The organism is Salinilacihabitans rarus, from assembly GCF_024296665.1.
Classification (GTDB): Archaea; Halobacteriota; Halobacteria; order Halobacteriales; family Natrialbaceae; genus Salinilacihabitans; species Salinilacihabitans rarus.
In genome coordinates, this window is the sequence record NZ_CP100762.1 from 176003 (window position 1) to 202223 (window position 26221).

The 26221-nt window shown below is 71.8% G+C and carries 31 protein-coding genes; 14 read left to right on the forward strand and 17 right to left on the reverse strand.

Annotation, left to right across the window (positions count from 1 at the left end; genetic code table 11):
- Position 1 precedes the first annotated feature (1 nt).
- The 7 genes from NKG98_RS00900 to NKG98_RS00930 all read right to left on the reverse strand — a co-directional run bounded on the left by NKG98_RS00900 (position 2) and on the right by NKG98_RS00930 (position 6330).
- Entirely contained in the window at positions 2-1525 is a 1524-nt protein-coding gene (locus tag NKG98_RS00900) for a class I adenylate-forming enzyme family protein (RefSeq protein WP_254767863.1), read from the reverse strand.
- Entirely contained in the window at positions 1522-2559 is a 1038-nt protein-coding gene (gene menC, locus NKG98_RS00905; RefSeq protein ID WP_254767864.1) for an o-succinylbenzoate synthase, read from the reverse strand. Before menC ends, NKG98_RS00900 begins: the two co-directional genes overlap by 4 nt.
- On the reverse strand, positions 2559-3494 hold the full coding sequence (locus NKG98_RS00910) for a 1,4-dihydroxy-2-naphthoate polyprenyltransferase (protein WP_254767865.1): 936 nt from the start codon (positions 3492-3494) through the stop codon (positions 2559-2561). The genes menC and NKG98_RS00910 overlap by 1 nt, the downstream gene beginning before the upstream one ends.
- A 95-nt stretch (positions 3495-3589) precedes the next feature.
- Positions 3590-4234: a thiamine phosphate synthase gene (gene thiE / locus NKG98_RS00915; protein ID WP_254767866.1), complete on the reverse strand. Its 645-nt coding sequence runs from the start codon at positions 4232-4234 to the stop codon at positions 3590-3592.
- A 47-nt stretch (positions 4235-4281) separates the two neighbouring features.
- Positions 4282-5286 (reverse strand): ornithine cyclodeaminase family protein, encoded by a 1005-nt coding sequence (locus tag NKG98_RS00920; RefSeq protein WP_254767867.1) that lies wholly within the window; start codon positions 5284-5286, stop codon positions 4282-4284.
- Positions 5287-5356: 70 nt separating this feature from the next.
- Positions 5357-5572, reverse strand: a complete 216-nt coding sequence (locus NKG98_RS00925) for a DUF8015 family protein (protein ID WP_254767868.1) — start codon at positions 5570-5572, stop codon at positions 5357-5359.
- 335 nt (positions 5573-5907) lie between these two features.
- Positions 5908-6330: a DUF3054 domain-containing protein gene (locus NKG98_RS00930; protein ID WP_254767869.1), complete on the reverse strand. Its 423-nt coding sequence runs from the start codon at positions 6328-6330 to the stop codon at positions 5908-5910.
- Between the two features lie 350 nt (positions 6331-6680).
- Here NKG98_RS00930 and NKG98_RS00935 point away from each other — a divergent pair, with 350 nt between their 5' ends.
- Positions 6681-7331 carry a J domain-containing protein gene (locus NKG98_RS00935; RefSeq protein ID WP_254767870.1) on the forward strand — a complete coding sequence of 217 codons (651 nt, stop codon included), beginning with the start codon at positions 6681-6683 and terminating at the stop codon, positions 7329-7331.
- Here NKG98_RS00935 and NKG98_RS00940 read toward each other — a convergent pair.
- The 9 genes from NKG98_RS00940 to ligA all read right to left on the reverse strand — a co-directional run bounded on the left by NKG98_RS00940 (position 7328) and on the right by ligA (position 14528).
- The gene (locus NKG98_RS00940; protein ID WP_254767871.1) at positions 7328-7930 is read right to left on the reverse strand and encodes a toll/interleukin-1 receptor domain-containing protein; all 603 of its coding nucleotides are present in this window, start codon (positions 7928-7930) and stop codon (positions 7328-7330) included. The two genes, NKG98_RS00935 and NKG98_RS00940, sit on opposite strands and share 4 nt — an antisense overlap.
- Positions 7931-7967: 37 nt before the next feature.
- Complete coding sequence (locus tag NKG98_RS00945) at positions 7968-8342, reverse strand: DUF8159 domain-containing protein (protein ID WP_254767872.1); 375 nt, start codon at positions 8340-8342, stop codon at positions 7968-7970.
- A gap of 48 nt (positions 8343-8390) precedes the next feature.
- A complete protein-coding gene (gene tpiA / locus NKG98_RS00950; protein ID WP_254767873.1) occupies positions 8391-9035 on the reverse strand; it encodes a triose-phosphate isomerase in 645 nt (214 codons plus the stop codon).
- A 45-nt stretch (positions 9036-9080) separates the two neighbouring features.
- Positions 9081-9644, reverse strand: coding sequence for a multiprotein bridging factor aMBF1 (locus NKG98_RS00955; protein WP_254767874.1), 564 nt, complete (start codon positions 9642-9644; stop codon positions 9081-9083).
- Positions 9645-9705: 61 nt separating this feature from the next.
- Complete coding sequence (locus NKG98_RS00960) at positions 9706-10317, reverse strand: CDP-alcohol phosphatidyltransferase family protein (protein WP_254767875.1); 612 nt, start codon at positions 10315-10317, stop codon at positions 9706-9708.
- Positions 10314-10832: an adenylate kinase family protein gene (locus tag NKG98_RS00965; protein WP_254767876.1), complete on the reverse strand. Its 519-nt coding sequence runs from the start codon at positions 10830-10832 to the stop codon at positions 10314-10316. Before NKG98_RS00965 ends, NKG98_RS00960 begins: the two co-directional genes overlap by 4 nt.
- Positions 10829-11959, reverse strand: coding sequence for a histidinol-phosphate transaminase (hisC, locus tag NKG98_RS00970; RefSeq protein ID WP_254767877.1), 1131 nt, complete (start codon positions 11957-11959; stop codon positions 10829-10831). Before hisC ends, NKG98_RS00965 begins: the two co-directional genes overlap by 4 nt.
- A gap of 54 nt (positions 11960-12013) precedes the next feature.
- A complete protein-coding gene (locus NKG98_RS00975; protein WP_254767878.1) occupies positions 12014-12682 on the reverse strand; it encodes a helix-turn-helix domain-containing protein in 669 nt (222 codons plus the stop codon).
- Positions 12683-12743: 61 nt separating this feature from the next.
- Positions 12744-14528 carry an ATP-dependent DNA ligase LigA gene (ligA, locus tag NKG98_RS00980; protein ID WP_254767879.1) on the reverse strand — a complete coding sequence of 595 codons (1785 nt, stop codon included), beginning with the start codon at positions 14526-14528 and terminating at the stop codon, positions 12744-12746.
- Between the two features lie 143 nt (positions 14529-14671).
- Between ligA and NKG98_RS00985 the strand changes: the two genes are divergently transcribed.
- The 12 genes from NKG98_RS00985 (at position 14672) to NKG98_RS01040 (ending at position 24663) form a co-directional block, all read left to right on the forward strand.
- Positions 14672-15829 carry a permease gene (locus NKG98_RS00985; RefSeq protein ID WP_254767880.1) on the forward strand — a complete coding sequence of 386 codons (1158 nt, stop codon included), beginning with the start codon at positions 14672-14674 and terminating at the stop codon, positions 15827-15829.
- Between the two features lie 17 nt (positions 15830-15846).
- On the forward strand, positions 15847-16089 hold the full coding sequence (locus NKG98_RS00990; RefSeq protein ID WP_254767881.1) for a thioredoxin family protein: 243 nt from the start codon (positions 15847-15849) through the stop codon (positions 16087-16089).
- A 94-nt stretch (positions 16090-16183) separates the two neighbouring features.
- Positions 16184-16519, forward strand: a complete 336-nt coding sequence (locus NKG98_RS00995; RefSeq protein ID WP_254767882.1) for an ArsR/SmtB family transcription factor — start codon at positions 16184-16186, stop codon at positions 16517-16519.
- A 76-nt stretch (positions 16520-16595) separates the two neighbouring features.
- On the forward strand, positions 16596-17198 hold the full coding sequence (sod, locus tag NKG98_RS01000; RefSeq protein ID WP_254767883.1) for a superoxide dismutase: 603 nt from the start codon (positions 16596-16598) through the stop codon (positions 17196-17198).
- 104 nt (positions 17199-17302) lie between these two features.
- Entirely contained in the window at positions 17303-18850 is a 1548-nt protein-coding gene (locus NKG98_RS01005) for a glutamate-cysteine ligase family protein (RefSeq protein ID WP_254767884.1), read from the forward strand.
- A 56-nt stretch (positions 18851-18906) separates the two neighbouring features.
- Positions 18907-19899 (forward strand): 2-phospho-L-lactate transferase, encoded by a 993-nt coding sequence (cofD, locus tag NKG98_RS01010; protein WP_254767885.1) that lies wholly within the window; start codon positions 18907-18909, stop codon positions 19897-19899.
- Between the two features lie 2 nt (positions 19900-19901).
- Complete coding sequence (locus NKG98_RS01015) at positions 19902-20645, forward strand: tRNA-dihydrouridine synthase (protein WP_254767886.1); 744 nt, start codon at positions 19902-19904, stop codon at positions 20643-20645.
- Positions 20646-20838: 193 nt separating this feature from the next.
- Positions 20839-21348 carry a serine O-acetyltransferase gene (cysE, locus tag NKG98_RS01020; protein ID WP_254767887.1) on the forward strand — a complete coding sequence of 170 codons (510 nt, stop codon included), beginning with the start codon at positions 20839-20841 and terminating at the stop codon, positions 21346-21348.
- A gap of 83 nt (positions 21349-21431) precedes the next feature.
- On the forward strand, positions 21432-22199 hold the full coding sequence (locus tag NKG98_RS01025) for a hypothetical protein (protein ID WP_254767888.1): 768 nt from the start codon (positions 21432-21434) through the stop codon (positions 22197-22199).
- 59 nt (positions 22200-22258) lie between these two features.
- Positions 22259-23101, forward strand: a complete 843-nt coding sequence (locus tag NKG98_RS01030; protein WP_254767889.1) for a triphosphoribosyl-dephospho-CoA synthase — start codon at positions 22259-22261, stop codon at positions 23099-23101.
- Positions 23098-23685, forward strand: a complete 588-nt coding sequence (locus tag NKG98_RS01035; protein ID WP_254767890.1) for a DUF447 domain-containing protein — start codon at positions 23098-23100, stop codon at positions 23683-23685. Before NKG98_RS01030 ends, NKG98_RS01035 begins: the two co-directional genes overlap by 4 nt.
- A 69-nt stretch (positions 23686-23754) precedes the next feature.
- Positions 23755-24663 carry an alpha/beta hydrolase gene (locus NKG98_RS01040; protein ID WP_254767891.1) on the forward strand — a complete coding sequence of 303 codons (909 nt, stop codon included), beginning with the start codon at positions 23755-23757 and terminating at the stop codon, positions 24661-24663.
- A gap of 21 nt (positions 24664-24684) precedes the next feature.
- On the opposite strand, the gene NKG98_RS01045 is transcribed toward NKG98_RS01040, so the two are convergent.
- Positions 24685-25428: an MBL fold metallo-hydrolase gene (locus tag NKG98_RS01045; RefSeq protein ID WP_254767892.1), complete on the reverse strand. Its 744-nt coding sequence runs from the start codon at positions 25426-25428 to the stop codon at positions 24685-24687.
- A 96-nt stretch (positions 25429-25524) separates the two neighbouring features.
- Here NKG98_RS01045 and NKG98_RS01050 point away from each other — a divergent pair, with 96 nt between their 5' ends.
- A complete protein-coding gene (locus NKG98_RS01050) occupies positions 25525-26154 on the forward strand; it encodes a TetR/AcrR family transcriptional regulator (RefSeq protein ID WP_254767893.1) in 630 nt (209 codons plus the stop codon).
- The last annotated feature ends 67 nt before the right edge of the window (positions 26155-26221 follow it).

A 26221-nucleotide genomic window follows, 5' to 3' on the forward strand; every position in this document is an offset into this window, starting at 1 on the left:
GCTATCTGCCGGACGCAACGTCCGTGCCGTCCTCGCGCAGCCGTTCCCGGACCGCCTCGCGGTCGACCGTCCCCGAGGGGGTCCGCGGGAGGGCGTCGGCGAACCCGACGGTCTTCGGCCGTTTGAACCCCGCGAGGCGCTCGTCGCAGTGGGCGAGCAGCGATTCGAGCGACGGTCGCCGCTCGGTCGCCGGCACGACGAGCGCGGCGACCCGCTCGCCCCACTCCTCGTCGGCGAGACCGACGACCGCGGCGCCCTCGACCCCGGGGTGGGTCGCGAGGACGTCGACAACCTCGTCGGGGTCGACGTTCTCGCCGCCGGTGACGATCCGGTCGGCCCGCCGGCCGACCACCCAGAGCCGACCCACCTCGTCGCGGTAGCCGACGTCGCCGGTGTGCAGGCCCCGCTCGCCGAACGCCGCCTCCGTGTGTTCGTCGTCGAGGTAGCCCGGCGTCACCGTCGGCCCCGACACCACGAGTTCGCCGCGCTCGCCCGGGCCGACCGGCTCGCCGGTTCCGTCGACGACCGACACCTCGGTGAACTGGAGCGGGTGGCCGACGGTGCCGCGGTGGGCCAACGCCTCCTCGGGGGTCGCCGTCGCGACCTGCGAGGCCGTCTCGGTCATCCCGTAGGTCGGGTAGACGGGCACCCCCGCGGCCTCACAGCGGTCGAGCAACTCGTCGGAGGCGGGCGCGCCGCCCAGCAGGACGAACCGCAGCGACGCGGGCGGCCGCCAGCCCTCGTCGAGCAGTCGGCCGAGCATCGTCGGGACGAGCGAGACCCCCGTGACGTCGTGCTCGTCGACGACGCGGGCCGTCTCGGCGGGGTCGAACTCGCGCTGGATCACGACGGCCGTCCCGTACAGCGTCGAGCGGATCACGGGCGCCAGCCCGCCCATGTGGTACATCGGGAGACAGCAGAGCCACCGATCGTCGGGGAGAACGCCGAGGCGGAACGCCGAGGCGGTTGCGCTTGCGACGAGGTTGTCGACGGTCAGGCGGACGCCCTTCGGCTCGCCGGCGGTACCCGAGGTGAACATGACCAGCTGGGTCGTCCCCCGTCGAATCCGCTTGGGGAAGATCGTGAACTCGGAGACCGGCTCGAACAGCGGTTCCGCGGCGTCGGTCGTCGGCTCCCCGACCGAGCGGACCGGCGCGTCGACGAGGTCGACGGCCCGGTCTTCCGTCTCCGGCCCGCAGACGAGCGCGTCGACGTCGAGGCGATCGAGCTTCCGATCGAGTTCGGCGTCCGTCTCGCGGACGTTCAGCGGGGCGACGGTCGCGCCGCGGCGCATCGCGCCGAAGAACGCGGTCGCGAACGCCCGCCCGCCGTCCAGCAGGAACGCGACCCGGCCGTGCGAGAACGGGTCGAACCCCAGCGCCGCGTGATCGGCCTGCCGGTGGAACTCGCGGTAGGTCCACGCCTCGCCCGCGTCGGCGTCGATCACCGCGGTCTTCTCGGGCGTCGCCCGGGCCCGGTGGGTCAGCAGGTCGTACCTCGGCGCGTCGACCGGCCCGTCCGTCATCCGTCCCACACCTCCGGGACGCCGAGCCCCTTCGCCTGCGGGACGAGGGCGTTCCCGCGCTCGAACCGCACCGGATCGCGCCCGACGTCCTCGGCGAGCAGATCGGCCGTCGCGAGGCCGCAGGCGGGCACGTCGGGGATCGCGGCCGCGAGGTGGACGGCGGCCGTCCGGGCGACGACCGCGTCGATGGTCGTCGTCACGACCGGGAGGAGGTCGGCCTCCTGTGCCCACGCGGCGACCTTTCGCGCGACGTCGACGCCACCAAGCGCCATCGGCTTGAGGACCACGGCGTCGGCGGCGTCGGCGTCGACGATGGCGTCGACGCCGTGTTCGAGCAACCCCTCGTCGAGTGCGATCGGGACGTCCCGACCCCGCAACGCGGCGTGACCTTCGAGCGCGCCGGCCGGGAGCGGCTGTTCGAGCAGGTCGACGCCGAGGTCGGCGAACGCCTCGACCGCCCGCGTCGCCTCGTCGAACGTCCACGCGCCGTTGGCGTCCGCGCGGAGTTCGACCGACGGGCCGACCGCCTCGCGGACCCGTCGGAGGCGTTCGACGTCCTCGTCGACGGGGCCGACGCCGACCTTGAGCTTGCAACAGGAGAAGCCGCGGTCGACGGCCCGGCGGGCGGCCGCGGCCGCCGCGGCCGGGGAGCCGCCGCCGACGGTGGCGTTGACCGGGACGCGCCCGACCCGCGCTGGCTCGCCGAGGTGGTGGTACAGCGGCGTCGACGCCCGCCGGGCGACGAGGTCCGCGAGGGCGAGCGCGACGCCGTGTCGGGCCGCGGCGGTCCGGTCGACCGCGTCGAGGGCGGCGGGCGTGCCGTCGCCGGCCATCGCCTCGCGGGCCCGTTCGAGGGCGGCCTCGCACTCGTCGAGCGACTCCGTCCAGCCGGGCAGCGGGGTGGCCTCGCCGACGCCGACGTCGTCGCCGTCGATCACCCGGACGAGGAACCCCTCGCGGCGCTCGATCGTCCCCCCGGCCGTTTCGAGCGGTTCGACGAGGTCGAGGGCGAAGGGTCGGTACGACAGCTCCATCAGATCACCAGCCCGGCGGCGAGCAGGACCGCGTACAGCACCAGCAGCTTGCCGGTCCCCTCCAGGGCGGGGTTGAGCGCCTCACCGTCGGTCCGGGTGCAGACCGTCCGCGCGACGGTCGCGGCGTACGGCAGGGACACGAGCGGCAGGAGGACGGTGGGCCCGAATTCCCACGCGAGCCAGAACCACGGCGGGACGACGTACGCCAGCGCGAGGAGGCCGACGTACTCGAAGCGGCTGAAGCGGTAGCCAAGCCGGACCGCGAGCGTCCGCTTGCCCGTCTCGGCGTCGGTTTCGAGGTCGCGGACGTTGTTGACGACGAGGATGGCCGTCGAGACGCCGGCGACGGGGAGGCTCGCGACGACCGACTCGGGGGTGATCGTCCCCGGCGGGATCGACGTCGGGAACGGGTCGACGAGGACCGCGGCCGCCTGCACGTAGAAGGTACCCGTCACGGCGACGAGGCCGAAGAAGACGAACACGAAGAGGTCGCCGAGGCCGTGGTAGCCGAGCGGGTACGGGCCGCCGGTGTAGGCCCACCCACAGAGGACGCTCACGAGGCCGATCACGAGGATGGGGAGCCCGCCCTCGTAGACGAGGTAGGTCCCCGAGAGGATCGCCAGCCCGAAGGTGACGATCGTGGCGAGTTTCACCCGCTCGGGCGGGATGAGCCCGGACTGGGTAACCCGGGTGAACCCCTCGCGGTCGTCGGTGTCGGCGCCCTTGATCGCGTCGTAGTAGTCGTTCGCGAAGTTGGTCCCGATCTGGATCAGCGCCGCGCCCACGAACGCGAAAAGCGCCGGGAGCGGCGCGAACACTCCCTCGTGGACGGCGAGTCCCGTCCCCACGATCACGGGCGCCGCCGCCGCCGGCAGCGTCTGGGGACGGGCCGCCATCAGCCAGGCCCGTGTCCGGGAGACCTCGGACGTACTCATCGATCGAGAGTCCGGTTCGAAGAAGTGTCAACGTTGGCATTGCGGTCGGCCCGTCGCGGTCCGGCGAACGCACCCGGCGACGGCCGCGTTCGTCCTCAATCCTCCGACGCCGCCGCCGCGAGCGCCGCCGTCGCCGCCGTCGGGTCCGCGGCCGCGGTGATCTCGCTGATGACCGCGACGCCCGTCGCGCCCGCCTCGACGACGGCGCCCGCGTTCTCGGCCGTGATGCCGCCGATCCCGACGACGGGGACCGGGACCGCCTCGGCGATCGCCGCGACGCGCTCGGTGCCGATGCCGTCCGTGCCCTCCTCGACGTCCTTCGAGTCGGTGCCGTAGACCGCGCCGACGCCGAGGTAGTCGGCGCCGTCGGCGACCGCCCGCTCGGCCGCCGCGACCGTCGCGGCCGAGCAGCCGACGACGGCGTCGGGGCCGAGCAGGTCGCGGGCGACGTGCACGGGGAGGTCCGACTGGCCGAGGTGGACGCCGTCGGCGTCGACCGCCTCGGCGAGGTCGACCCGGTCGTTGACGATCAGGTCGACGCCCGCCGCCGCGGTGCGCTCGCGGAGTTCGCGGCCGAGTTCGTACCGCCGGCGCGCGTCGGTACCCTTCTCGCGCAACTGGACGACGTCGATCCCGCCCTCGATCGCGGCGCGGACGACCTCCGGCGTCGACCGCCCCGCCGAGAGCGATGCCTGCGTCACGAGGTAGGTTCGCCACGTCGCGGGGTCCGCCGTATTCATGCCCGATACCATCCGGTGGCGGCACAAAGCCGCTTCGGTCCCGCCGGTCAGGGGTCCCGGCCCGTCAGCGCCTCGCTCGCCGGCGCGAACGAGATGTCGGTGCCGCGGCCCGCCTCGCGGGCGCGCTCGTAGAGCATGTAGGCGGCGGCGACGGTCTCGATGCCGGTGCCGCCGCTGTCGAAGACCGTGACCTCGTCGTCGCTCGTCCGCCCCGGTTCGACGCCCGCGACGACCTCGCCGAGTTCGGCGTGGACGTGGTCCTCGTCGACGACGCCGGCGTCGAGGGCCGCGAGGAACGACCCCGCGTCGTAGGTCGCCCGCTCGCGGAGGTCGGGGACGTACGTCGCGCGCTCGATCGTCGTCGCGTCGAGTTCGCGCTTCTCGGGGTGGTACTGGCCCATCGCGGTGACGTGGGCACCGGGGTCGAGCAGGTCGCCGTCGAACACCGGGTCGCTCGCGGTCGTCGCCGTGATCACGACGTCCGCGCCGGCGACGGCGTCCGAACTCGCGTCGACCGCCCGTACGTCGGCCGCGAGCAGGTCGTCGAACTCGGCGGCGAACGCCGCGCGGTGCTCGCGGGTGGGCGAGAAGACCCGGACCTCGTCGAACTCGCGGACGGTCGCCGTCGTCCGCACCTGGCCGCGGGCCTGCGGGCCGGTGCCGATCACCCCGAGGACGCTCGCGTCCTCGCGGGCGAGTTCGTCGACGGCGACCGCGCCGGCGGCGCCGGTCTTGAACGGGTTCATGCTCGCGCCGTCGATCACGGCGAGCGGTTCGCCGCTCCCGGCGTCGAAAAGCGGCGTCATAAACCAGGCGTCGCCGGCGCCGAAGCCGGCGTCGTACGTGTAGCCCCCCATCGCGCCCGTCTCCGGGAGGACCGCGGTGTAGGTCGTCAGCAGGCCGCCGGGATCGGCGTCGAACAGCTTCGTCCGGGGTTTTGCGGGCGCACCCTCGCCGCGCTGGCGGTAGCCCTCGCGGACGGCGTCGACGTAGTCGGCTGGCGAGGCGAGACCGGTGACCTCGTCGCTCGTGAGGAACAGGGCGTCGGTCATGCACGACGCGTTCGAACCGGACGGGGAAAAAGGAGGGAGATCGAAGACGGGCGGGGACCGGTGGCCGGACTCAGTCGGCGTTGATCGGCGGGCGGCTGGTAGCGGACTCCTCGGTTGCATCGATGGGGCCGTTGACGAACATCGCGTGACCGATGAGGCCGGCCGCGAGCAGCGAACCGATCGGTACCGCGGTCGTCAGCGAGACGCCGACGACGGTGAGGGCGGCGGTGACTCCGAGCAACGCGACCGGGATGAGCCCGAGAACAATGTCGTAATATCCAGCCATAATCTATCTCATAGTATGGGATATAGGGATATAAGCGTTTCCCATAATTGGCAGATACCAGATTCGTCCCTGATCCGTATTTTGGAGGAACGATTCTCGTAACTTATGACGCTGTTATTCTTGGGTGTAGAGCAATGTAATATGTGGCAGATTCGATGAAACATTCGCGGTCGAGATTCCCGTGCGAGCGACGCGAATCGAAAACCACCGGACTGCGGCGGGACGAAACTGTCGTACGTAATAACCTAACTATTTGCATACATAACGTTCTATCGTACACTATATTTCGAGGCGGACTGGCTCGTATCCGAACTGTGATAGCTCCGGGAAACCTATCAGGAACCCGTATAGGTGGCGTACCCCACGCGCCACACGACCAGCACGACGAGGCCGGTGCCGGACAGGACGAGGGTGAACGGCCAGGTCACCCCGCCGTCGAACGCGTTCGAGGAGCGAAGGATGAACCCCACGTTCGCCGCCGCCAGCCACGTCACCGCGGTCACCCGCGCCGCGGTCGCCGGCGACCGGACGACGCGCTCGGCGTAGACCCCCGCCAGTCCGGCGGCGATCAGCCAGCCGACCAGAAACGGAATCGCCGTTTCGAGTGCCGCCAGCGGCTGGACGAGCGGATTCGTTCCGTGCGACCCGACGCCGACGGCGATCAGGCCGACGAGCAGTCCCACGTCGGCGGCGCCGACGACTCCGGTCTCCCGGTCGACGACGACTCGATCCCGTCGGTTCCGCGTGACTTCGTCCATACCCCACACTGGGGGGACGGATAACCATCGTTCTCCCGGTTCGTGGGAGGGAGGAGGAACCGCGGCGACTGGCGTCGCCGCGTCGTCCAACGGACGGAGCGTCGTGCGAGGTCGACCCTCGCACGGCAGGCCGTACGGCCACCGGGGACTTTGTTATCGACGTCTTTCGACGGCGCGGGTCGTCGCGGCCGGTCGCCCGCCGCGAAGTAATTCGCTGTTGGTCGCGGCCGCGGCCGCGGTCGCGGCGCGCCTGCCGGGAGCGATCCGCCGGCGTCCCGCGGCGCGGTCGCGCCGGCACCGATCACGAGTACGACAGGACTAATATAGGAAGAAATCCAACTCCTAACCCGATGGCTGTCGCCGACGAACGGCGCGAAGGCTGTGACGGCTGCGGACGCGTCGTCTCCCTCGAGGAGTTGACGACGGTGACGATGCCCGACGGCGACTCGGTCGCCTGCTGTCCGTCCTGCGCCCCACACGCCCGCGAGGCCGCGCGCAAACTCTCCTCGCTCGACCAGCGGCGCGGCGACTGCGACGGCTGCACCCGGACGGTGCCGCGGACCGACCTCGAGGACGTGGTGCTCCCCGACGGCACCGTCGTGACCGTCTGCCCGCGCTGTCTCTCCGAGGTCCCCGGGCGCTCCTCGGAGGCGAAGGCGGGCACGGGCGCCGGGTCGGACTCGCCGGCCGAAGCCGAGGCCCGCTGCAGTCAGTGTCGAGAGCCCGTCGCCGGGGAGCCGTTTCGCGTCCGGACGATCGACGACCGCACCGAGGAACTGTGTCGGTCCTGCAAGGAGGCCGCCGAGGAGCGCGGCGTCGTCGCCGACGTGGCGATGCAGGCGGCCGAGGCCCGCGAGATCCTCGGCGTCGACGCCGACGCCACCGACCGCGAGATCAGGGAGGCGTTCCTCACGCAGATCAAACACGCCCACCCCGACAGGAAAAGCGGGAGCCGGTCGGCGTTCAAACTCGTCAAGGACGCCTACGACCGGCTGTCCTAGCGCTCGCGGCGGACGAACCCGATCGTCGCCGGCTCGAAGTAGTACGTCGCCCGGCAGACGTCGCAACTCGTCTCGAGGAGCTTCCCGTGCTGGTGGAGCCGCCACAGTTTCGGCTGGTCCTGTTCGATGGCCAGCGTCACCGGGTGGCCGCAGTCGGGGACCGTACACGGGAAGCGGACGTACCAGTTCGGCACCGACAGCGCCCCCAGCGGTTCGAGTTCCGCGCGCAGCCGACAGAGCAACTCGAAGATGGTGCGCGTGAGGTCGTTCCGGTCGATCGTCACCCCCTCGACGCCCTCGACGAAACCGGCGGTGAGCCCCGGCCGGTCGTACAGCGGGACGACCGAGATGTCCCGTGCGAGGGCGTAACCGATCTCCTGGTTGATCCACGTGTCGTCGGCCGATCCCTCGGTGAGGACCGCGACGACGACGTCGCTGTTGGCGAGACGCCCCTCGAGTCGCCCCCTCGACCCCGCCGACTCGACGTCCTCCAGTGCGATGTGGACCCCGAACGGGAAGTTCTTCACCGTCGAGAACAGCTCCCCGACCAGCGTCAGGTCCCCCTCCGCGTGCGAGACGAACACCTGCTCTCCGGTCATCTGCAGGTACGCGGGCGGCGAACCGTAATCAATGTGCCTATATCTCGCCGTCAGGAACGCTAATTGTATCGAGAACTCGCTGGGAGAATTCCACCTGCGAGAGGTCGTCGCCGAGACGCCGGAACCACTCGCCCTCGACGCGCCAGGTCCCGCGGCGGTCGCCGTCGGTCGTCGTCGACGTCGCTTCGAGCGTCCCCGGCGACCAGTCGCGCTCCTCGGCGAGCGCGAGCAGGGTCCGGACGACGACGCCGACCTCGCGGCTGGTGATCGTCCGCGCCTCGCTGACGACTTCGTACTCGAGGGTGACGTCCTCGCCGTCGCCGTCGTCCGCCCGCTCGAACTCGGTGAGGTAGATGCCGTCGCCCATGAGTCGGTTCTCGAGTGCGACCGGGAGGGGACGCTCCTCGCTCATACCTTCGCATTCGCTCCCGGGTAGAAAAGCGGTGCGGCGCGCGCCGTCTCAGAGCGGGTCGACCAGGTCCGCGAGCGCGGCCTCGGGGTCGTCGGCCTTCGCGACGCCGCTGGCGAGCAACACGCCCTCGGCGCCGAGGTCGGCCGCCGCGACGACGTCGTCGCCGGTGCTGATGCCCGCGCCACAGAGGACCGAGACGTCCTCGTCGACCGCCCGGGCGGCGGCGACGGCGTCCTCGACGACGTCGGGGTCGGCCTGACTGACCGGCGTGCCGGTGCCGATCAGTTCCGGCGGTTCGACGGCGACGGCGTCGGGGCCGAGCGCCGCGGCCGCACCGATCTGTGCGGGGTTGTTCGCGCAGACGACCGTCTCGAGGCCCGCGCGCTCGGCCGCCCGGAGCGAGCCGTCGACGTCCGCGAGTTTGAGCCGGTTCTCCGAGTGGTTGACCAGCGTCCCGACCGCGCCCGCGTCGGCGGCCGCCTCCGCCAGCGCGTGGCCGGTGTTGCTCCCGTACTCGATGGGATCTACGTGCTGGGCCCAGGTCTCGACGCCCGTCTCGGCGACGCGTTCGAGGTGGGCCGCCTGCGGCGCGACGGCGACGCGGGCGTCGGTGGTCTCGTTTACGTCCCGCGCGGCCTCCGCGACGGCGACGGGGTCACACGGGTACGTCTTCAGGTTGACGAGGACGAACATATCGGAGAAGGGGCCCGCAGGGGGGAAATAGGTTTCGTGTGTCGGTCAGTCCTTGCGCTTGACGACGTCGCCGAGCGTGTAGCTACCCGTCGAGGAGCCGCCCTCCCACTCGGCGTCCTCGGGGGCCTCGGCCTCGCCGGTGAGGCTCACGTCGAGGAAGCGTTCGAGCTTCGACTGGACCTGATCGCTCGGCAGGGTGTCGCCGCGTTCGAGTTTGCGGATGAGGCTTGCCTTCTCGTTGAGTTCGTTCGCGAGGTCGGACTGGCTGAGGCCTTTCCCCTCGCGGGCCCGCCGGATGCGCTCGTCGTAGTCCGTCGCGATGTCGTCCATGTCGTCGAACATGTCCCGGCGCCGGCGCGAGCCGCCGGAACTCGAACTCGACGACGACCCGCTCGCGCCGCCGGACCCGGAGCCGGAGCCGGAGCGGCCGCCCGAGGAGGCGCCGCTCGACCCCGTCGAGTACTTCGTGGAGGTACTGGAACCGGAGTCTTGCGTGCGGACCTCCGTTCCGAAATCGGTGCAGTTCGAACAGACGTCCAACTTCGCACCCTCGACCTTGATGGTCTTCGGGGACGACGTCTCGGCGCCACACATCTCGCACTGGACCATGCAACCGAGTAGATTCCCGCGAGGTATAAAGGATACGCCGGAACCGTGCGGGATTTTTCCGTCACTCCAGCGCGCTCCACGCGTGGACGAACCGCTGGAGCGCGGTGACGTGGCCGACGACCGCGAGGAAGACGAGCAGCCAGCCGACGAGCGTGAGTCCGGCGTACGCCCCCGACAGCGGGTACGCGAGGAAGCCGACGACGCCGATGATCGCCAGACGGTCGGCCCGGCCGACGAGGCCGCCGTAGACCCGGTCGAGGCCGACCGCCTGCGCCTGCGTACCGAGGTAGGAGGTCATCACGACGCCGGTCACCGCGAGAAAGCCCAGCAGGTAGTCCTCGACGCCCGCGGCCAGTCCGCCGACGATCACGATGTCGGCGTACCGGTCGAGGACGTGGTCGAGCAGGTCGCCACCCTCGGAGGCGACCCCCTGCTCGCGCGCGAGCGCCCCGTCGACGATGTCCAGCCAGCCGTTGACGAACACGAGCGCCGCGGCGCCCGCGTACCAGACGGGGTGGGCCCGTCCGCCGAGCAGGAACGCCGCCGCGGCGGCGACCGCCACCCCGAACGCGAGCGCGCTCACGCCGTCCGGCGACATCCCGATGCGGTCGAACCCCTTCACGAACGGGACGAGAAACCGCGACGCGTAGGGGCGGAGTCTGTCGAGGGTCACGCCAGATACCCCACGAAGTCGACCTCGCCCGCGCTCGGTTCGCGCTCGCCGCGGACCACCGCCTCGAGTTCGTCGGCGACCGCCTCGGGGTCGCGGTCGGTGGTGTCGACCTCGTAGACCGAGTCGAGGCCGTGGCGTTCGACCGCCTCGGCGAGGATCACGTCGAGCGCCTCGCTCTCCGAATTTTCGGCGGCTTTCGCCTCGCTCTCGCCGCGCTCGCGCAGGCGCGTTTCGAGGTCGGCGGGCGCACAGCGCAGCACCGCCACCCGGTCGGCGTCGAGGTGGTGGGCGAGGTGGGACTCGATCACGACGTCGTCCCGGTCCTCGAAGCGGGCCGCGAGCGCGTCGAGGTCCGCGACCAGACTGTCGCGCTCCGCGTCGACCTCGGTGTAGAGCCCCTCGCGTTCGAGGACGGCGTTGAGGTGGACCACCTCGAACTCCTCGATGCGGGCGGCGAGCAGGTCGGTCGCGGTCGTCTTCCCCGTACCGGGGGTGCCGGTGACGGCGACCCTCACGCGTCGGTCACCCCCCGGCGGTCGGCCTGGCGGTCGCGGTCGGCGAGCACTTCGTTGAGCGTCTCGACGGCGCGCTCGGTCTCGGCCTCGGTGCCGCAGGTGATCCGGATACAGCCCGGCAGGCCGAAACTCGTGCAGTCGCGGACGATGACGCCACGCTCTTGCATCGCCTCGGCGACGGCCGTCGCCTCGCCGACGTCGACGAGGACGAAGTTACCCTCGCTCGGCCAGACGTCCGCGTCGATCCCCTCGCGCATGTACTCGCGGGCCTCGCGGGCGGTCTCGACGGTCCGCTCGACGTGCTCGTCGTCGCCGAGCGCCGCCAGCCCGGCCCGGCAGGCGATCTCGCTGGCCGCGAACGGGGTGTTCACGCGCGCGTAGGCGTCGGCCCACGCGTCGGGGACGATCGCGTATCCCAGCCGAATCCCCGCCAGCCCGTAGACCTTCGAGAACGTCCGGAGGACGGCCACGTCCTCGCGGGCGTCGAAGCCGTCGCGGCCCTCGATCAGGGCGACGGCGCTCTCGCGGTCGGCGAACTCGCCGTAGGCCTCGTCGACGACGACCAGCGCGTCGTCGCCCGTCCCGTCGGCGACTTCCGCGACGTCCGCGAGGGGGATCGTCGACCCGGAGGGGTTGTGCGGGCTCGTGAGGTAGACGACTCGCTCGCCGTCGTAGGCGTCGAGGACCGTTTCGGCGGTCTGGACGAAGTCGTCCTCGCGGGAGAGGCGGTACTCCTCGACCCCGCCGTGGTGGAAGCGGGCGCTCATCCCGTAGTAGGCAAAGCCCGGCGTGGGGACGAGGACGCCGTCCCCGGGTTCGAGCGTCGCCCGCGAGAGGTAGTCGATGGCGCCGTCGCCGCCGTTGGCGAGCCACACCTGTTCGCTCGCGACGTCCCACCGCTCGGCGACGGCGTCGGTGAGGTCGGCGTGGGCGGCCGTCGGGTAGGAGCTAGCGCCGTCGGCGGCCTCGCGGATCGCCACCGCGGCCGCCGGCGAGGGGCCGTGGGGGTTCTCGTTGGAGGCGAGTTTGACGAACTCGTCGGGGTCGCGCCCGAGTTCGCGGGCGACCTCCTCGATCCCCCGGCCGGCCTCGTAGGCGACGTGCTCCGACAGGTCGCGCGGTTGCATATCAGGACCGTTCGCCTCGCGGCTCTTAAGAATGCTCTCCTGTACCGGCGGCGGTCAGTCGAACTGCGGGACCCGGTCGGTGCGAAGGGACGCCCTGAGCGCGGCGTCGGTGCCGCGTCTGAGCCGTTCGGAGGCCGCCTGCGTCGAGATGCCGAGTTCGGCCGCCAGTTCCGAGAGGGTGATCTCCCGCGGCACGTCGAAGTAGCCGCGCTCGATCGCCAGCGAGAGCGCCTCGTGCTGGGAATCGGTCAGGTCGACGCCGCCGCCCGGGCCGGGCGGGTGCGCGCGGACGCGGGCGAGCGTGAGGTCGACGCCGCAGTCGCGACAGGCGTCGTGGAACGCCGAGAGGTCCGCCCGGGAGGCAAACCGGGCGCGGACGTCCCAGCGGTCGGCGCCGCGGGCTTCGAGGAGCGTGATCCGCGTCCCGGCGAGGGCCGCGAGGCGGCCCTCGGCCTCGTCGGACCACTCCACGCGGAACAGCCGCCAGCCGTCGGCGACGTCGCACAACTCGAGGGCCGCGACGTCGGGGCAGTTCGCCGCCCGGTCAGCGAACCGGCCGGCGTCGGCCCCGCCGACCCAGAGGTACGGCACGACCGCGTCGTCGGCCGGCACCAGTCGCTCGACCGCCACCTCGACGTCCAGCGGGCCGGCGAGCACGTCGCCGAGGACGAACTCCGAGGCGTCGATCTCGAACTCGGAGACGATCGCAGTCCGGTCGCTCACGGTGTCAGTGAGACGGACCGTCAGCACATAAAACCAATCGCCATTGCCGCGCGCGCCCGACTCACGCCTCCGTCAGCGAGCGGACGCGGGCGAGCGAGTCGGCGTCCGCGGGGTCTTTGTCGTCGCGGACACCGAGAAAGCGCGGGAACCGGAGCGCGTAGCCCGAGGAGTACGTCGGCGAGGCCTGGATCTCCTCGTAGCCGACCTCGAAGACGACCGCCGGTTCGACCTCGACGCGCTGGCCTTCGCTGGCCAGCACGTGTGGTTCGAGCAGGTCGGTCAGTTCCGCGAGCGTCTCGTCGTCGATGCCCGTCGCGACCTTGCCGATGGTCTCGAACCCCTCGTCGGCGCGCACCGAGAGTTCGAACGTCCCGAGGAACGTCGCCCGCCTCCCCTCGCCCCACTCCGCGCCCGTGACGACGCAGTCGAGCGTCTCGACGTCCGGCTTGCGCTTCAGCCAGTGCTTACCGCGCCGGCCCGGCGTGTACGCCGAGTCGGGGTTCTTCAGCATGATCCCCTCGTGGCCGCCCGCGAGCGCCTCGGCGTCGATCCCCTCGATCTCCTCGGGGTCGTCGGTGTGCCACACGAGCGACAGCCCCCCGACGTCGCGCTCGTCGACCGCGTCGGCGTCGTCGGCGTCGGCGAGGACGGCCGTCAGGCAGTCGTGACGCGCCGTCAACGGCTCGTCGAGCAGGTCCTCCCCGCCGGCGTGCAGGCAGTCGAAGAAGACGGGCCGGACGGTGACGTCCTCGCGGGCCTTCTCGACGTCGTGCTTGCGGCGGAACCGCCGCAACACTTCCTGAAACGGCAGCGGGTCGCCCGCCTCGTCGATGGCGACCACTTCGCCGTCGAGGATCACGGCCTCGTCGAGGCGCTCGTCGGCGAACTCGACGACCTCCGGGAGCGCCTCCGTGACGTCTTCCATGTTCCGCGAGAAGACGCGCGTCTCCCCGTCGGCGCCGCGGTGTAACTGGACGCGGGCGCCGTCGTACTTCCACTCGACGGCCGCCCCGTCCCACGCGTCGAGGGCTTCGGCCACCGTCCCCGCCTGCGCGAGCATCGCTCCGACGGGTCGGCCGACTTCGAGACCCATCGCGTCGATCCCTGCGGCGCCCGCATCGCGGGCGACGCGGGCGACCTCGCCGTAGTCGTTCGACACCTGGAGGGCGCGCTCGACCGACGCCCCGGGGACCTCGAACGCCGCGGCGATCGCGTCCCGAACCGTCCCCTCGCCGACGCCGATGCGCATCTCCGAGAGGACCAGTCGCGCGAGGTAGCGCGCCTCCTCGCTCGAACAGCGGTTGAAAAGCGAGAACAGCAGGTCCTCCTTGCGGTCCTGACTGCCCGACCCCTCCGCCGCCGCGACCTCGGCGAGGGTGTCGAACACCTCGCGGACGGTGAGGGCGTCCGACCCGTCGTCGGCGCCCGCGCCGAACGCCGCGAGCCCCCGCTGGCCGCCGAAGTCGTAACTGGCGGCCACCTCGCCGATCTCGCCGACCGCCGCCAGCCGTTCCTCGACGTCGGCCGGCCCCACGTTCGTCCCGGCCGCGCGCGCGATCGCCGCGTAGCAGGTGTTCGGACCCACGTCCAGCTTTCGCGGGTCCCACGCCGGGAACACCCGCCCCTGGACGAACCGGGCGACGACTTCGAGGTCGTCGGTCGTCTCGCGCCCGCGGTTCGTCGCGTCGCCTCCCGCCGCTCGCCGCTCCGCGGCGGACGCCGTCTCGTCGGCCTCGCTCGCCGCGCTCGCCTCGCGCAGTAACTCGGTCACGAGGTCGACGATCTCCAGATCGGCTGGCTCGGCTTCGATCGCGGCGGCCCGGTCGGCGAACGTGGCGAACTCCATCGGCGTGGTGTAGGCGACGGACCCCGCTTAAGCGTTGTCGGTGCGTGTTCGTGGGGCCGCGACGCCGCCGACCTTCGCAATTGGTTTCAACATATTTTGAAACCGATGCGCTTATGCCGCCGTCCATTTTAGATTAATTTGGAATGGCGTCGCTACTCGGCGTACTCGAAGCGGTGGTCCGTGCAGGCATCGACGAAACGCTGTCGTACCTGACGCTTCACGTCATCACGTGTCTTGTGCCGGCGTTTTTCATCGCGGGGGGCATCTCCGCGCTGCTGTCCGACCGGTTCGTCACGAAGTACCTCGGCGGGGACGCGCCGAAACTCCACGCGTACAGTATCGCGTCGGTCTCCGGCGTGGCCCTCGCGGTGTGTAGCTGTACGATCCTGCCGATGTTCGCCGGACTGTACCGGAAAGGCGCCGGCATCGGACCGGCGACGGCATTCCTCTTCTCGGGGCCGGCGATCAACGTCCTCGCGATCGTCTTCACCGCCCGCGTGCTCGGACTGCCGCTGGGCGGCGCCCGGGCGGTCTTCGCCGTCGCGATGGCCGGCGCGATCGGCCTCGCGATGGCGTTCGCGTTCCGGGACGCCGAGGAGGGCGAGGGCGCGGTCGTCGCGACCGACGGCGGCTACGAGCAGGTCGTCGGCGGCGAGCGCCCGGCGTGGGTGACCGCCGCCTTCTTCGGCAGCATGGTCGCGATCCTGCTGATCGCGGCGTCCGGTCTGCTCTCGGTCGCGGTGAAGGTGGCCGCGCTCGCGCCGCTGTTCGCCCTGCTGGGCTACCTCCTGTGGGTCGAGTTCGACCGCGGCGAGATCGACGAGTGGCTCCAGGAGACGTGGTTCTTCACGCGGACGATCTTTCCGCTGCTGATCGTCGGGACGTTCGTCATCGGGATCATCGGCGCGGTCGCCGCGCTGGCACAGGGGATGGACCCCCTCGAACCGGTGGCCGTCGGCGAGCAGACCTTCGCGGCCCACCAGGTCGCACCCGGCCTGTTGACCCGCGAGGTCTTCGGCCAGACGACGCTGCTGTCGACGGGGCTGGCGTCGGTCATCGGCGCGGTCCTGTACATGCCGACGCTGCTGGAGGTACCGATCGTCGGTTCCCTGTTCGGCTACACGCAGGGGCTGATGGACGGCGGACCCGCGCTGACGCTGCTGCTGGCCGGACCGTCGCTCTCGCTGCCGAACATGATCGTCATCTGGAAGACGATCGGGACGAAGCGGACGGCGCTGTACCTCGTGCTCGTCGCCGTCGCCGCGACGGCCGCCGGCCTCCTGTGGGGGACGCTGCTGTAACACCACGACTACCAACCATGAAAATCGAAGTGATCGGACCCGGCTGTCCACGGTGCAAGAAGACCGAACGGCGCGTCGAGGACGCGCTCGAAGCGCTCGACGGTCGCGTCGACGCGACCGTCGAGAAAGTCAGCGACCAGATGGAGATCATCGACCGCGGCGTCATGCACACGCCAGCCGTCGCCGTCGACGGCGACGTGAAGACGGAGGGCGATATTCCCGAGGTCGACCGACTGGTGGAGATCTTCCGGGCCGCCTGAGGCCCGCGAGTCTCGGCCCGTCGCGTCTCGGGGCGGCCGAGCGGGTCGATGCATACACTAATTTGTCCTGGCGACCTAGTCCATCTGGAAAGGGATGTCCGCGCAATCCAACGAGTTTCGGGTGTCGGAGGAGGAGATGGACCGCCTCGAGGCCGTCGCCGAGGCGGCCGACGTCGAGCGTGCGCTCGCCATCTTCAAGGCGCTGGCCGACGACCGCCGCCTGCTCATCATGCGACTGCTCGCCGAGTCCGAACTCTGCGTCTGCGACCTCGTCGAGGTGTTCGACATCGAGTACTCGAAGCTCTCCTACCACCTCAAACAGTTGAAGGAGGCCGACCTCGTCACCGCCGACCGCGACGGCAACTACGTGACCTACCGCCCGACCGAGCGCGGCGACGAAGTCGTCGAAATCGTTCGGGACATCTCCTGAGCCGAACCCGATACTCGGTCTACAAAAACGAATTTCAGGAAACCGTTACGGTCGGCCGGTCCCTCCCTCCGGTCGCATGACGAACTACGACCTTCCCGACCTGCCGTACGACTACGACGCCCTGGAACCGCACATCAGCGAGCAGGTGCTGACGTGGCACCACGACACCCACCACCAGGGCTACGTCGACGGCTGGAACGGCGCCGAGGAGACGCTGGCGGAGAACCGCGAGGCCGGCGACTTCGACGCCTCGCCCGCCGCGTTGCGAAGCGTCACCCACAACGGCTCCGGCCACGTCCTCCACGACCTGTTCTGGAAGAACATGAGCCCGGAGGGCGGCGACGAGCCCTCGGGCGACCTCGCCGACCGCATCGAGGCAGACTTCGGCTCCTACGAGGCCTGGAAAGGCGAGTTCGAGGCCGCCGCGGGCGCCGCCGGCGGCTGGGCCCTGCTGGTGTACGACTCGTTCTCGAACCAGCTACGCAACGTGGTCGTCGACAAGCACGACCAGGGCGCGCTGTGGGGTAGCCACCCGATTCTCGCGTGTGACGTCTGGGAGCACTCCTACTACCACGACTACGGCCCCGCCCGCGGCGAGTTCGTCGACGCCTTCTTCGAGGTCGTCGACTGGGAGGAGCCCGAACGCCGCTACGAGGCGGCCGTCGAACGGTTCGAGTAGGCACCGTTCTCTCCTCGCGTTCCCCCTCACCGCCCCGGGCCCGTCTCGCCGACCCACGCCCGGAGTAGCGTGCATTCAAGGGCGTCCGTCGCACACGGGCGAGCATGGCAGGTGAGGACCTCGCGGCGCGGATCGGCGACGTGCTCGCGGTCGACCCCGACGAGTTTCGCGAGGGAGCCGCGGCCGACGCCGAGGTGTTGCTCGAGGAACTCGAGGACGGCGCGTTCGACAACCCGCAGGCGATCGTCGGCTTCGAGTACGAGTTCTACGCGACCGACGCCGAGACGACGGCGCTCCGGCGGGTCCCCCGGCGGCTGCTCGAGTTGATCGGCTTCGAGAAGGAACTCGGGTTGCACAACGCCGAGATGACGACCAGCCCCCAGCCGCTGAACGCCGACGGCCTGCGCGCCCAGGAGGCCGAGGTGAAAGCCCGCCTCCGGACCGCCCTCGACGTGACCGGCAGCGAGCGGATGCGCCTCGTCAGCGACGGCATGTGGACGATTCCGCCGGAGGGCGAGCGCGCCCGCGACTACCTCACCGACAGCGTCGAGCGGACCGTCGAGACCCCCGACGGCGAGCGCCACGTCCGGGTCGCGACGAACATGAGCGACTCGGCGCGCTACCACGCGATGGCCAACACCGATCGCGCGCAGGCGGCCGGGATGCGGATCGACGCCCCCCACGTCACCCTCGAAGCGGACACCGTGATGCCCGAGAGCCTCATCACGTCGATCCAGCCCCACTACCAGGTGCCCCACGCGGCGGACCTGCCGGCGTACTTCACCTACGCCCTGCGGATCGCCGGCCCGCTGCTCGCGCTCGGGGCCAACTCGCCGTTTTTCCCGCCGGACTGTTACGACGAGGCCGCCCCCGAGGCGATCCTGCGGGACGGCTGGATGGAGAACCGGATCAGCGTCTTCGAGACCGTGCTCAACCACCCCGCGGCGGGCGCGGGGAAGGTGCGCTTCCCCCGCGACCTCGAGACGGTCGAGGAGGCCGTCCGCCGGATCGCCGAGGACGACGTCCTCGTCCCGATGCCCGTCGACGGCGGCGAGCGCTTCGACGACCGGTTCCCCCACTTCCGGCGCAAGCACGGCACCTTCTGGCGGTGGGTCCGCCCGGTGTTCGACGGCGCGACCCGCTCGGCGGCCAACGCCCGCATCGAGTTCCGCCCGATCCCGGCCCAGCCGACCGTGCGCGACTCGATCGCCTTTCAGGCGGCCTTCGCCGGCCTGCTGGAGAGCCTCACCCGGCTCGAACACCCCGTCCGCGAACTCGACTGGGAACGCGCCCGCGAGAACTTCTACGCCGCGATGCGCGAGGGCCTCGACGCCGACCTCACCTGGATCACCAACGACGGCGAGGAGACGACCGACCGCGAGCGCATCTACGAGGACCTGCTCGCCCACGCGGAGGGCGGACTGGCAAACCGCGGCCTCTCGGACGAGGAGGTCGCGACCTACCTCTACCCGCTCCGGCGGCGGGCCCGCCGGGGCGTCTCGCCCGCCGCCTGGAAGCGCGCGGCGGTCCGCCGGCGCCTCGACGAGGGCGCCGACTTCGAGGCGGCGATCTACGGCATGCAGCGCCGGTACGTCGAGCGCCAGCGCGAGACGCTGCTCGACGGGAGTTTCGCCGACTGGATCGGGGAGTGAACGCCCCACGAAGGCGGGACGCAAGTGATTAAGGGGCTTCGGGGAAAGTGGCCGACATGGTTACGTTCCTCTCCGGAGGCACCGGAACGCCGAAACTGCTGGACGGAGCCGGGACCGCGTTCTCGCCGGCGGAGACGACGGTGATCGCGAACACCGGTGACGACATCGAACTCGGCGGGCTGTTCGTCTCCCCCGACGTCGACACCCTCCTCTTTCAGGGCGGCGGCGTCCTCGACCGCGAGCACTGGTGGGGGATCGAGGGCGACACCCACCGCACCCACTCCGCGCTCCGGGACATCGCTACCGCGGCGGACCTCCCCGAGGGGCCCCAGTACCTCCCCGACGAGCGCCAGACCGAGGGCCGGGAGATCGCCCGCTGGCGGCGCTTCTCGGGCGTCGGCGAGTTCATGACGATCGGCGACCGCGACCGGGCGGTCCACCTCACCCGGACCAGCCTGCTCGATCAGGGCCACTCGCTGAGCGAGGTCACGGCGCGGCTGGCCGACGCGTTCGGCCTCTCGGCCGACCTCCTGCCGATGAGCGACGACCCCGTCGCCAGCATCGTCCACACCGACGAGGGGCCGATGCACTTCCAGGAGTTCTGGGTCGGCCGCGAGGGCGAACCCGCCGTCGAGAACGTCGAGTTCCGCGGCTCCTCGCGGGCCGAACCGGCGCCGGGCGTGATCGAGGCGCTCGACGACGTCGTCGTGATCGGGCCCTCGAATCCCGTCACGAGCATCGGGCCGATGCTCGCGCTGCCCGGCGTCGGCGACGCGCTCCACGAGACGACCGTCGTCGCCGTCTCGCCGTTCCTCGGCGACGAGGCGTTCTCCGGCCCCGCGGGCGAACTCATGGAGGCCGTCGGCGCGACGGCCAGCACCCGCGGGCTGGCGACGGCGTACCCGTTCGCCGACGCGTTCGTCGTCGACGAGCGCGACGACGTCGCCTTCGACCGGCCGACCGTCCGGACCGACATCGGGATCGACTCGCCCGCGGACGCGAAACGCGTGATCGAGGCGGTCACCGACGCGGTCGATCTGGTCGCCTGACGATGTTCGACCCGCGCCTCGCGCTCGCGAGCCTCAGCGGGCGCTCGGACGCCGCGTGGGCCGCCGCCGGCGCCCCGTACGCGGGCGCGGCCTTCCTCGGCGGCGTCGCCCTCGACGACCCCGCCCGCGAGGCGGCCCGCGAACTCGTCGCCCGCGACCGCGAGGAGTTCCTCCCCCCGGACCCGGTCGCGTTCGTCGACGACCAGCTCGCCGCCCTCGCGGACGTCCCCCTCAGAGCGGGGTTCAACGTCCGCAGCGCGACCCGCGAGCCGATCCGGCGGGTCGCACGCGTCTGTCGCGACCGCGACGCGCTCCTCGAGATCAACGCCCACTGCCGACAGGACGAACTGTGCGCCGTCGGCTGTGGCGAGACGCTCCTGCGCGACGCCGACCGGCTCTGCGAGTACGTCGCGACCGCGGCCGAGGCGGGCGCGACCGTCGGCGTCAAGGTCCGCGCGGAGGTCCCGGCGGTCGACCTCCCGGCGCTCGCCGCCGACCTCGAGGCCGCCGGCGCGTCGTTCGTCCACGTCGACGCGATGGACTCGGAGGCGGTGGTCGCAGACGTCGCCGACGCCTGTGACCTGTTCGTGATCGCCAACAACGGCGTCCGCGACGCGGCGACGGTCCGGGAGTACCTCGACTACGGCGCCGACGCGGTCAGCGTGGGCCGGCCCAGCACCGACCCGGTCGTCCTCGAACGGGTGCGCGCGGCCGTCGACGACCGCGTCGCCGTCGCCGACCGGTAGCGTCGGACGGCCCGGGGCCGAGCTTTCATGTGCGTCTGCCCGATACTACCGCGTATGTTCCGCGCCGACCGCGCCGGAGGGACCGACGACGAACACCGCCGTTCCCCCGCCGGTCGGTGTCGTCCGCCCGACGCGACCCCGTCGAGCCGTGCGAGCGAGCCGCGACCCGGCGACCGCGGGACCCCGAGGGAGGATGTTCGAACGGATTCGTGAGGACGTCCGGGCGATCCTCGAGCGCGACCCCGCGGCGACGAGCGCGCTCGAAGTGTTGCTGTGTTACCCCGGCATGCACGCGCTCTGGGCGCACCGACTCGCCCACCGCCTGTGGAACCGCGACCGGTGGCTCGCCGCGCGCGTCCTCTCGCAAGTCGTTCGCCTCGCCACCGGCGTCGAGATCCACCCGGCCGCCTCGATCGGGCGGCGCGTGACGATCGACCACGGGATGGGCGTCGTCATCGGCGAGACGGCCGTCGTCGGCGACGACGTGCACATGTTCCACGGCGTCACCCTCGGGGGCGCGGCCGCCCGGCGGGTCAAGCGCCACCCGACCGTCGAGAATGGCGTCCGGATCGGCGCGAACGCGACGCTCCTCGGCGACATCACGGTCGGCGAGGGCGCGACCGTCGGCGCCGGGGCGGTCGTCACCGACTCCGTCGACCCGGGCGCGACCGTGATCGGCGTTCCCGCGCGTCCGGTCGACTGACCGGTGGACCCGGGGCGCCCGCGGGACGGGCGACGTGTGAGAAGACCGAAACGTTTTCGTACGGACGCGAGTCACCTCGCGGTATGCCCTCCACCGCCCGCCGCGTCGCGCTCCTCGCAGTCGTCGCGCTCGTCGTCCTCGCCGGCTGTTCGGCCCTCGGCCAGGATCCCACCCGGGAGGACCGCGCCGTCGAGGCGCTCGAACGCTCCCAGGAACGGCTCGACGAGGTCGACTCGTACCGAACCGACGGCGAACTACGCGTCGACGCCGAGAGCGACGGCCGCACCGAGCGGATCCGCGTCGAGGTCGACGGCGCCGTCGACCTCGACGCCGAACGGATGCGGACGAACGCGACCGTCGACGGGGAGACGACGGCGACCTACCTCGTCGGCCGGACGACCTACCGGCAGTGTCCGGACCCCTGGGGTGGCTGGGCCGTCGAGGAGGTCGAGGACGCGGAGGACTGGGCCGACCTGACTCCCGCCGCCGGACCGCTCTCGGTGCTCGAATCCGGCTCGCTGTACTGGAACGGGACCGAGACGGTCGACGGCCGCGAGGCGGTCCTGCTCGTCGGCCACCCGCCGGCGAGCGCGCTCGACGAGACCCAGAGCGGGTTCGGCTCGGCCCTCGGCGGCGGCCCGAACGTCGAGGATCCGACGGTCGAACTGTGGATCGACGCGGAGACCGGCCTGCCGATCGAGTCCCGGATCGAATTCGATGTCTCCGGGCGCGACGGTTCGGCCGACGCCTCGGCGACGATGCGGTACTCGGCGTACGACGAACCGGTCTCGATCGAGGTCCCGGGCGAGGCGTACGACGACCCGTACGAACTGGGCTGTCCCGGCAGTTGAACCGCCGGACGGGCCGGCGGAACCGACGGTATAAGTCCCCGCGGCACGCATCGGCCCGTATGCGAACCGCCGCGGGGAACGCCGAACTCGCCCTCCTGCTGGAGGTCGCGGGCACGCCGAAGCCGGGCAACGTCGACCGCCACCGCGACCTCGACGACCTGCGGTTCGAGCACTTCCTCGCCGGCGCGGTCGGCGCCCGGGACGGCCTCGAGATGGCGGCCGAGGGCGCCGCCGTCGGCCCGGCGTTCGAGCGCGCGGTCGAGGGGATGGCCGCTCAGGGCGGCGGCAACACCCAGTTCGGCGCGCTCCTGTTGCTCGTCCCGCTCGTCCGCGCCGCGCGCGAGGACCTCTCCCAGCCGGTCGCCGAGTCGGTCGTCGAGCGCACGACGGTCGCCGACGCGGCGGCTTTCTACCGCGCGTTCGACCACGTCGACGTCTTCGTCTCCGAGCCGCCGGCCGACCTCGAACCGCTCGACGTCCGCCGCGGGAGCGACGCCGTCCCGGCGCTGGAACAGCGGGGGCTGACGCTGCTCGACGTGATGGACCGGAGCGTCCCCGGCGACGACGTCGCCCGCGAGTGGCTGACCGGCTTCGAGCGGTCGTTCGCCGCCGCCGAGCGGATCGCCGCGGCCGACGGCCCGGTCGCGGATCGGGCGGCGGCGACGTTCCTCTCGCTGCTCGCCGAGCGCCCCGACACGCTCGTCGCGAAGCGCAGCGGCGAGGGCGTCGCCCGCGAGGTGACCGAGCGTGCGGCCGAACTGCGCGAGTCGGCGGCCGACCGCGAGCGGGTCGAGGCGTTCGCCGACGACCTCGTCGCCCGCGGGATCAACCCCGGGACGACGGCGGATCTCACCGCGGCCGGACTGTTCATCGCCCTCGAGCGCGAAGCAGTCGACGTATGACCGGGGACGCGGAGTGGCCCGTCGACCTCGCCGGAGTCACCGAGTCGGTCGTGACGACCCTCGGGCCGAACGGCCTGTGGAACGCCGCGGCGCTCGGGCTGTTCGCCGGCGACGGCGACGACGCGGTCACCGCCCGGACGTGGGGCGACACCCGCACGCGGCGCAACTTCCATCGACAGGGGGAGGGCTACGTCCAGTTCACGCGCGACCCGGTCGACTTCGTCGACGCCGCGCTGTCGATCCACGAACTCGACGCGCCGGTGCTCGACTCCGCCGACGCGTGGGCGCGCGTCGCGGTCGAGCGGGTCGACGAGGGAACGGAGGGCGAGACGCGCTGGGAGGAGTGGCGCCTCGACCCGGTCGAGGCGGCCGCCGAGTGCGAGACGGTGGCGACGATCGACCGCGGCTTCGCGGCCGTGATCGAGGCCACGGTCGCGGCCTCGCGGCTCGGCGTCGCGGGCTACGACGACGACGAACTCCGGTGTCGGCTCGACTACTGTGCCTCGGTCGTCGAGCGCGCGGGCGACGCACGCGAGCGCGAGGCGTTCGCCCGACTGATCCGGCACTCGGACTGGACCCCGTGAGCCGCGGCGAGTCGTCGCGCGGGAATCGGCGGGGGACGTTATATCCTCGCCGACCGAACGGTCGGTCCGATGAGCGACTCCGGCGACTCAAAACCGGTCCGGTTCCGAAGCGACGGCGAGACGTGTCGCGGTGACCTCTTTCTCCCCGACGACGCCGCCGACCCGCCCGTCGTGGTGCTTGCCCACGGGTTCGGCGGCGAGCGGACGTGGCGACTGCCCGCGTACGCGCGCCGGTTCGCCGAGCGGGGGGTGGCCGCGTTCGTCTTCGACTACCGCACCTTCGGCGACAGCGGGGGGCGGCCGCGGAATCTGGTCAGCCCTCGCCGGCAACTCGCGGACTGGCGTGCGGCCGTCGCGCACGTCCGCGGGCGCGACGACGTCGACGGGGACCGACTCGCGCTCTGGGGGACGTCCCTCAGCGGCGGCCACGTGATCACGACCGCCGCACGCGACGGGGACGTCGCGGCGGTCGTCGCGCAGGTGCCGTTCGGCGACGGCCTCGCGACCGTCGCCGGCGCGCTCCGGCGCGGGGGCGCGTCGTACGCGCGCGAGGCCGTCGCGGGGGCGCTCCGGGACCTCCCGCGGGCGCTGCTCGGGCGCGACCCCCACTACGTTCCGATCGTCGACGAGGGGGAGGGCTTCGGGGTGTTGAACGCGCCCGACGCGAGGGCCGCGATAGAGGCGCTCGTCCCGGCGGGCGAGGAGTTCCGGAACGAGGTCCCCGGCCGGGTCGCCGCGACCGTCCCCTTCTACCGACCCGTCTCGGAGGCGGGGGACGTCGACTGCCCGACGTTCGTCGCCGAGGCGGCGCGGGACCGGATCGTTCCGCCGTGGACCGTCCGGCGACTCGTCGCGAGACTCGACGACGTCGAACGCCTCCGGTTACCGGGCGGTCACTTCGACGTCTACACGCCCCCGGCGTTCGACCGCCTCGTCGACCGGCAGGCGGCGTTCCTCTCCCGGCACCTCCGGGGGTGACGGCCCGCCCCGCGCCCGACGTCACTCCCGTTCGAGGGCGAGTTCGACGGCCGTCTCGGTCCGTCCCCGCCACGGGTCGCCGTGGCCGGGCAACAGCGTGACCTCGCCGAGCGGTTCGAGCCGTGCGATCGACTCGCGGGCCCGGTCGTGGTTCCGGTTGATCCACGCCGGCAGCAGTTGGGGGCGGTGGCCGCGGCCGGCGACGAAGTCGACCGTGGCGAGCGCGTCGCCACAGAAGAGCACCTCGCGGTCGGGGACGGAGAGCGCGACGTGGTCCTCGCTGTGGCCCGGGGCGTGGATCGCCCGCGGCCGCCCGGGAACGTCGAGGGTCTCCCCGTCGCCGAACGTCCGGACCGTCCGGACGGGCGGCACCGACGTCCCGCCGGACCGGACGAACTCGACGCCGTACCGGAGCATCTCCGGCCGCCAGAGGTTCTTCACGGTTCCCGCGACCGGAAGCTCCCACTCGCCCCGTGCGGCCTCGACGCCCGCCTCGTGTACCCACACCGGGACGTCGGCCGCCTCGCGGAGTCGGGCGGCGAACCCCGCGTGATCGGGGTGGGCGTGGGTCAGCACGCAGGCGGCGACGTCCGTCAGGTCGGAGCCGAGCGCGTCGAGCAGCGCGGGTAGCTGGGGCCAGTGGCCGGGGAAGCCGGCGTCGACCACCGTGAGTTCGCCGTCCGCCGCGACGACGTACCAGTTGACGCGCTCGCTCCCGCACCGGTAGACGCCGTCCGCGACGGCCGCGGTCCTCGGTTCGGTCATACCGACCGAACGTTCGGTTGGGAGAAAAGCACTTCGGTCCGGACGGGTTCCGGCGGTGTGCCAGTTAAGTGCCCGCCGACCAAACGGTCGGTCGACATGGACCGCCTCGCGGAGCCCTTCGCGAACCCCGAGACGAGTCGCGAGGAGATCTTTCGCGCGACCTACCGCGCGCTCGCCGACCACGGGTACGCCGACCTCTCCATCCAGCACATCGCGGACCGCACGTCGCTGAGCAAGTCGACCATCTACCACCACTTCGACGGCAAGGACGACCTCCTGATGGCGTTCACCGAGCGGATGCTCGAACGGTACGTCGAGGCGTTCCTCGCCGGACCGGAGGGCGATCCGCTCGGGACCCTCGACCGGTCGCTGGACCTCGTCCTCGTCGGCGAGACCGCCGACGGAGTGCCCATCGAGGAGGTACAGACGGCGGAACTGGCGCGCGTCGTCCTCGAACTGCGGGCGCAGGCGGTGCGGGACCCCCGGGTGCAGGACTACTTCGACGCGACCGACCGGATGATCCGCGACCACATCGAGGCGCTGCTCTCGGCCGCCGTCGAAGAGGGGTCGCTCCGTGACGTCGACGCCGAGCGGGTGGCCGCGGTCCTGTACGTGATCCTCGAAGGCGCGCTCGTGCTCCGCACCACCGGACGGGACGCGGAGTGGCTCCGCCACGTCCGGGCGATGGTCGACGACTACCTCGCGGGACTGAAACGCGAGTCGTAGCCCCGACCCGCGGCGAGGACGGCCCTGCGCCGACCGGTCCGCGGCCGTCCTCGGCGTCCACCATCGC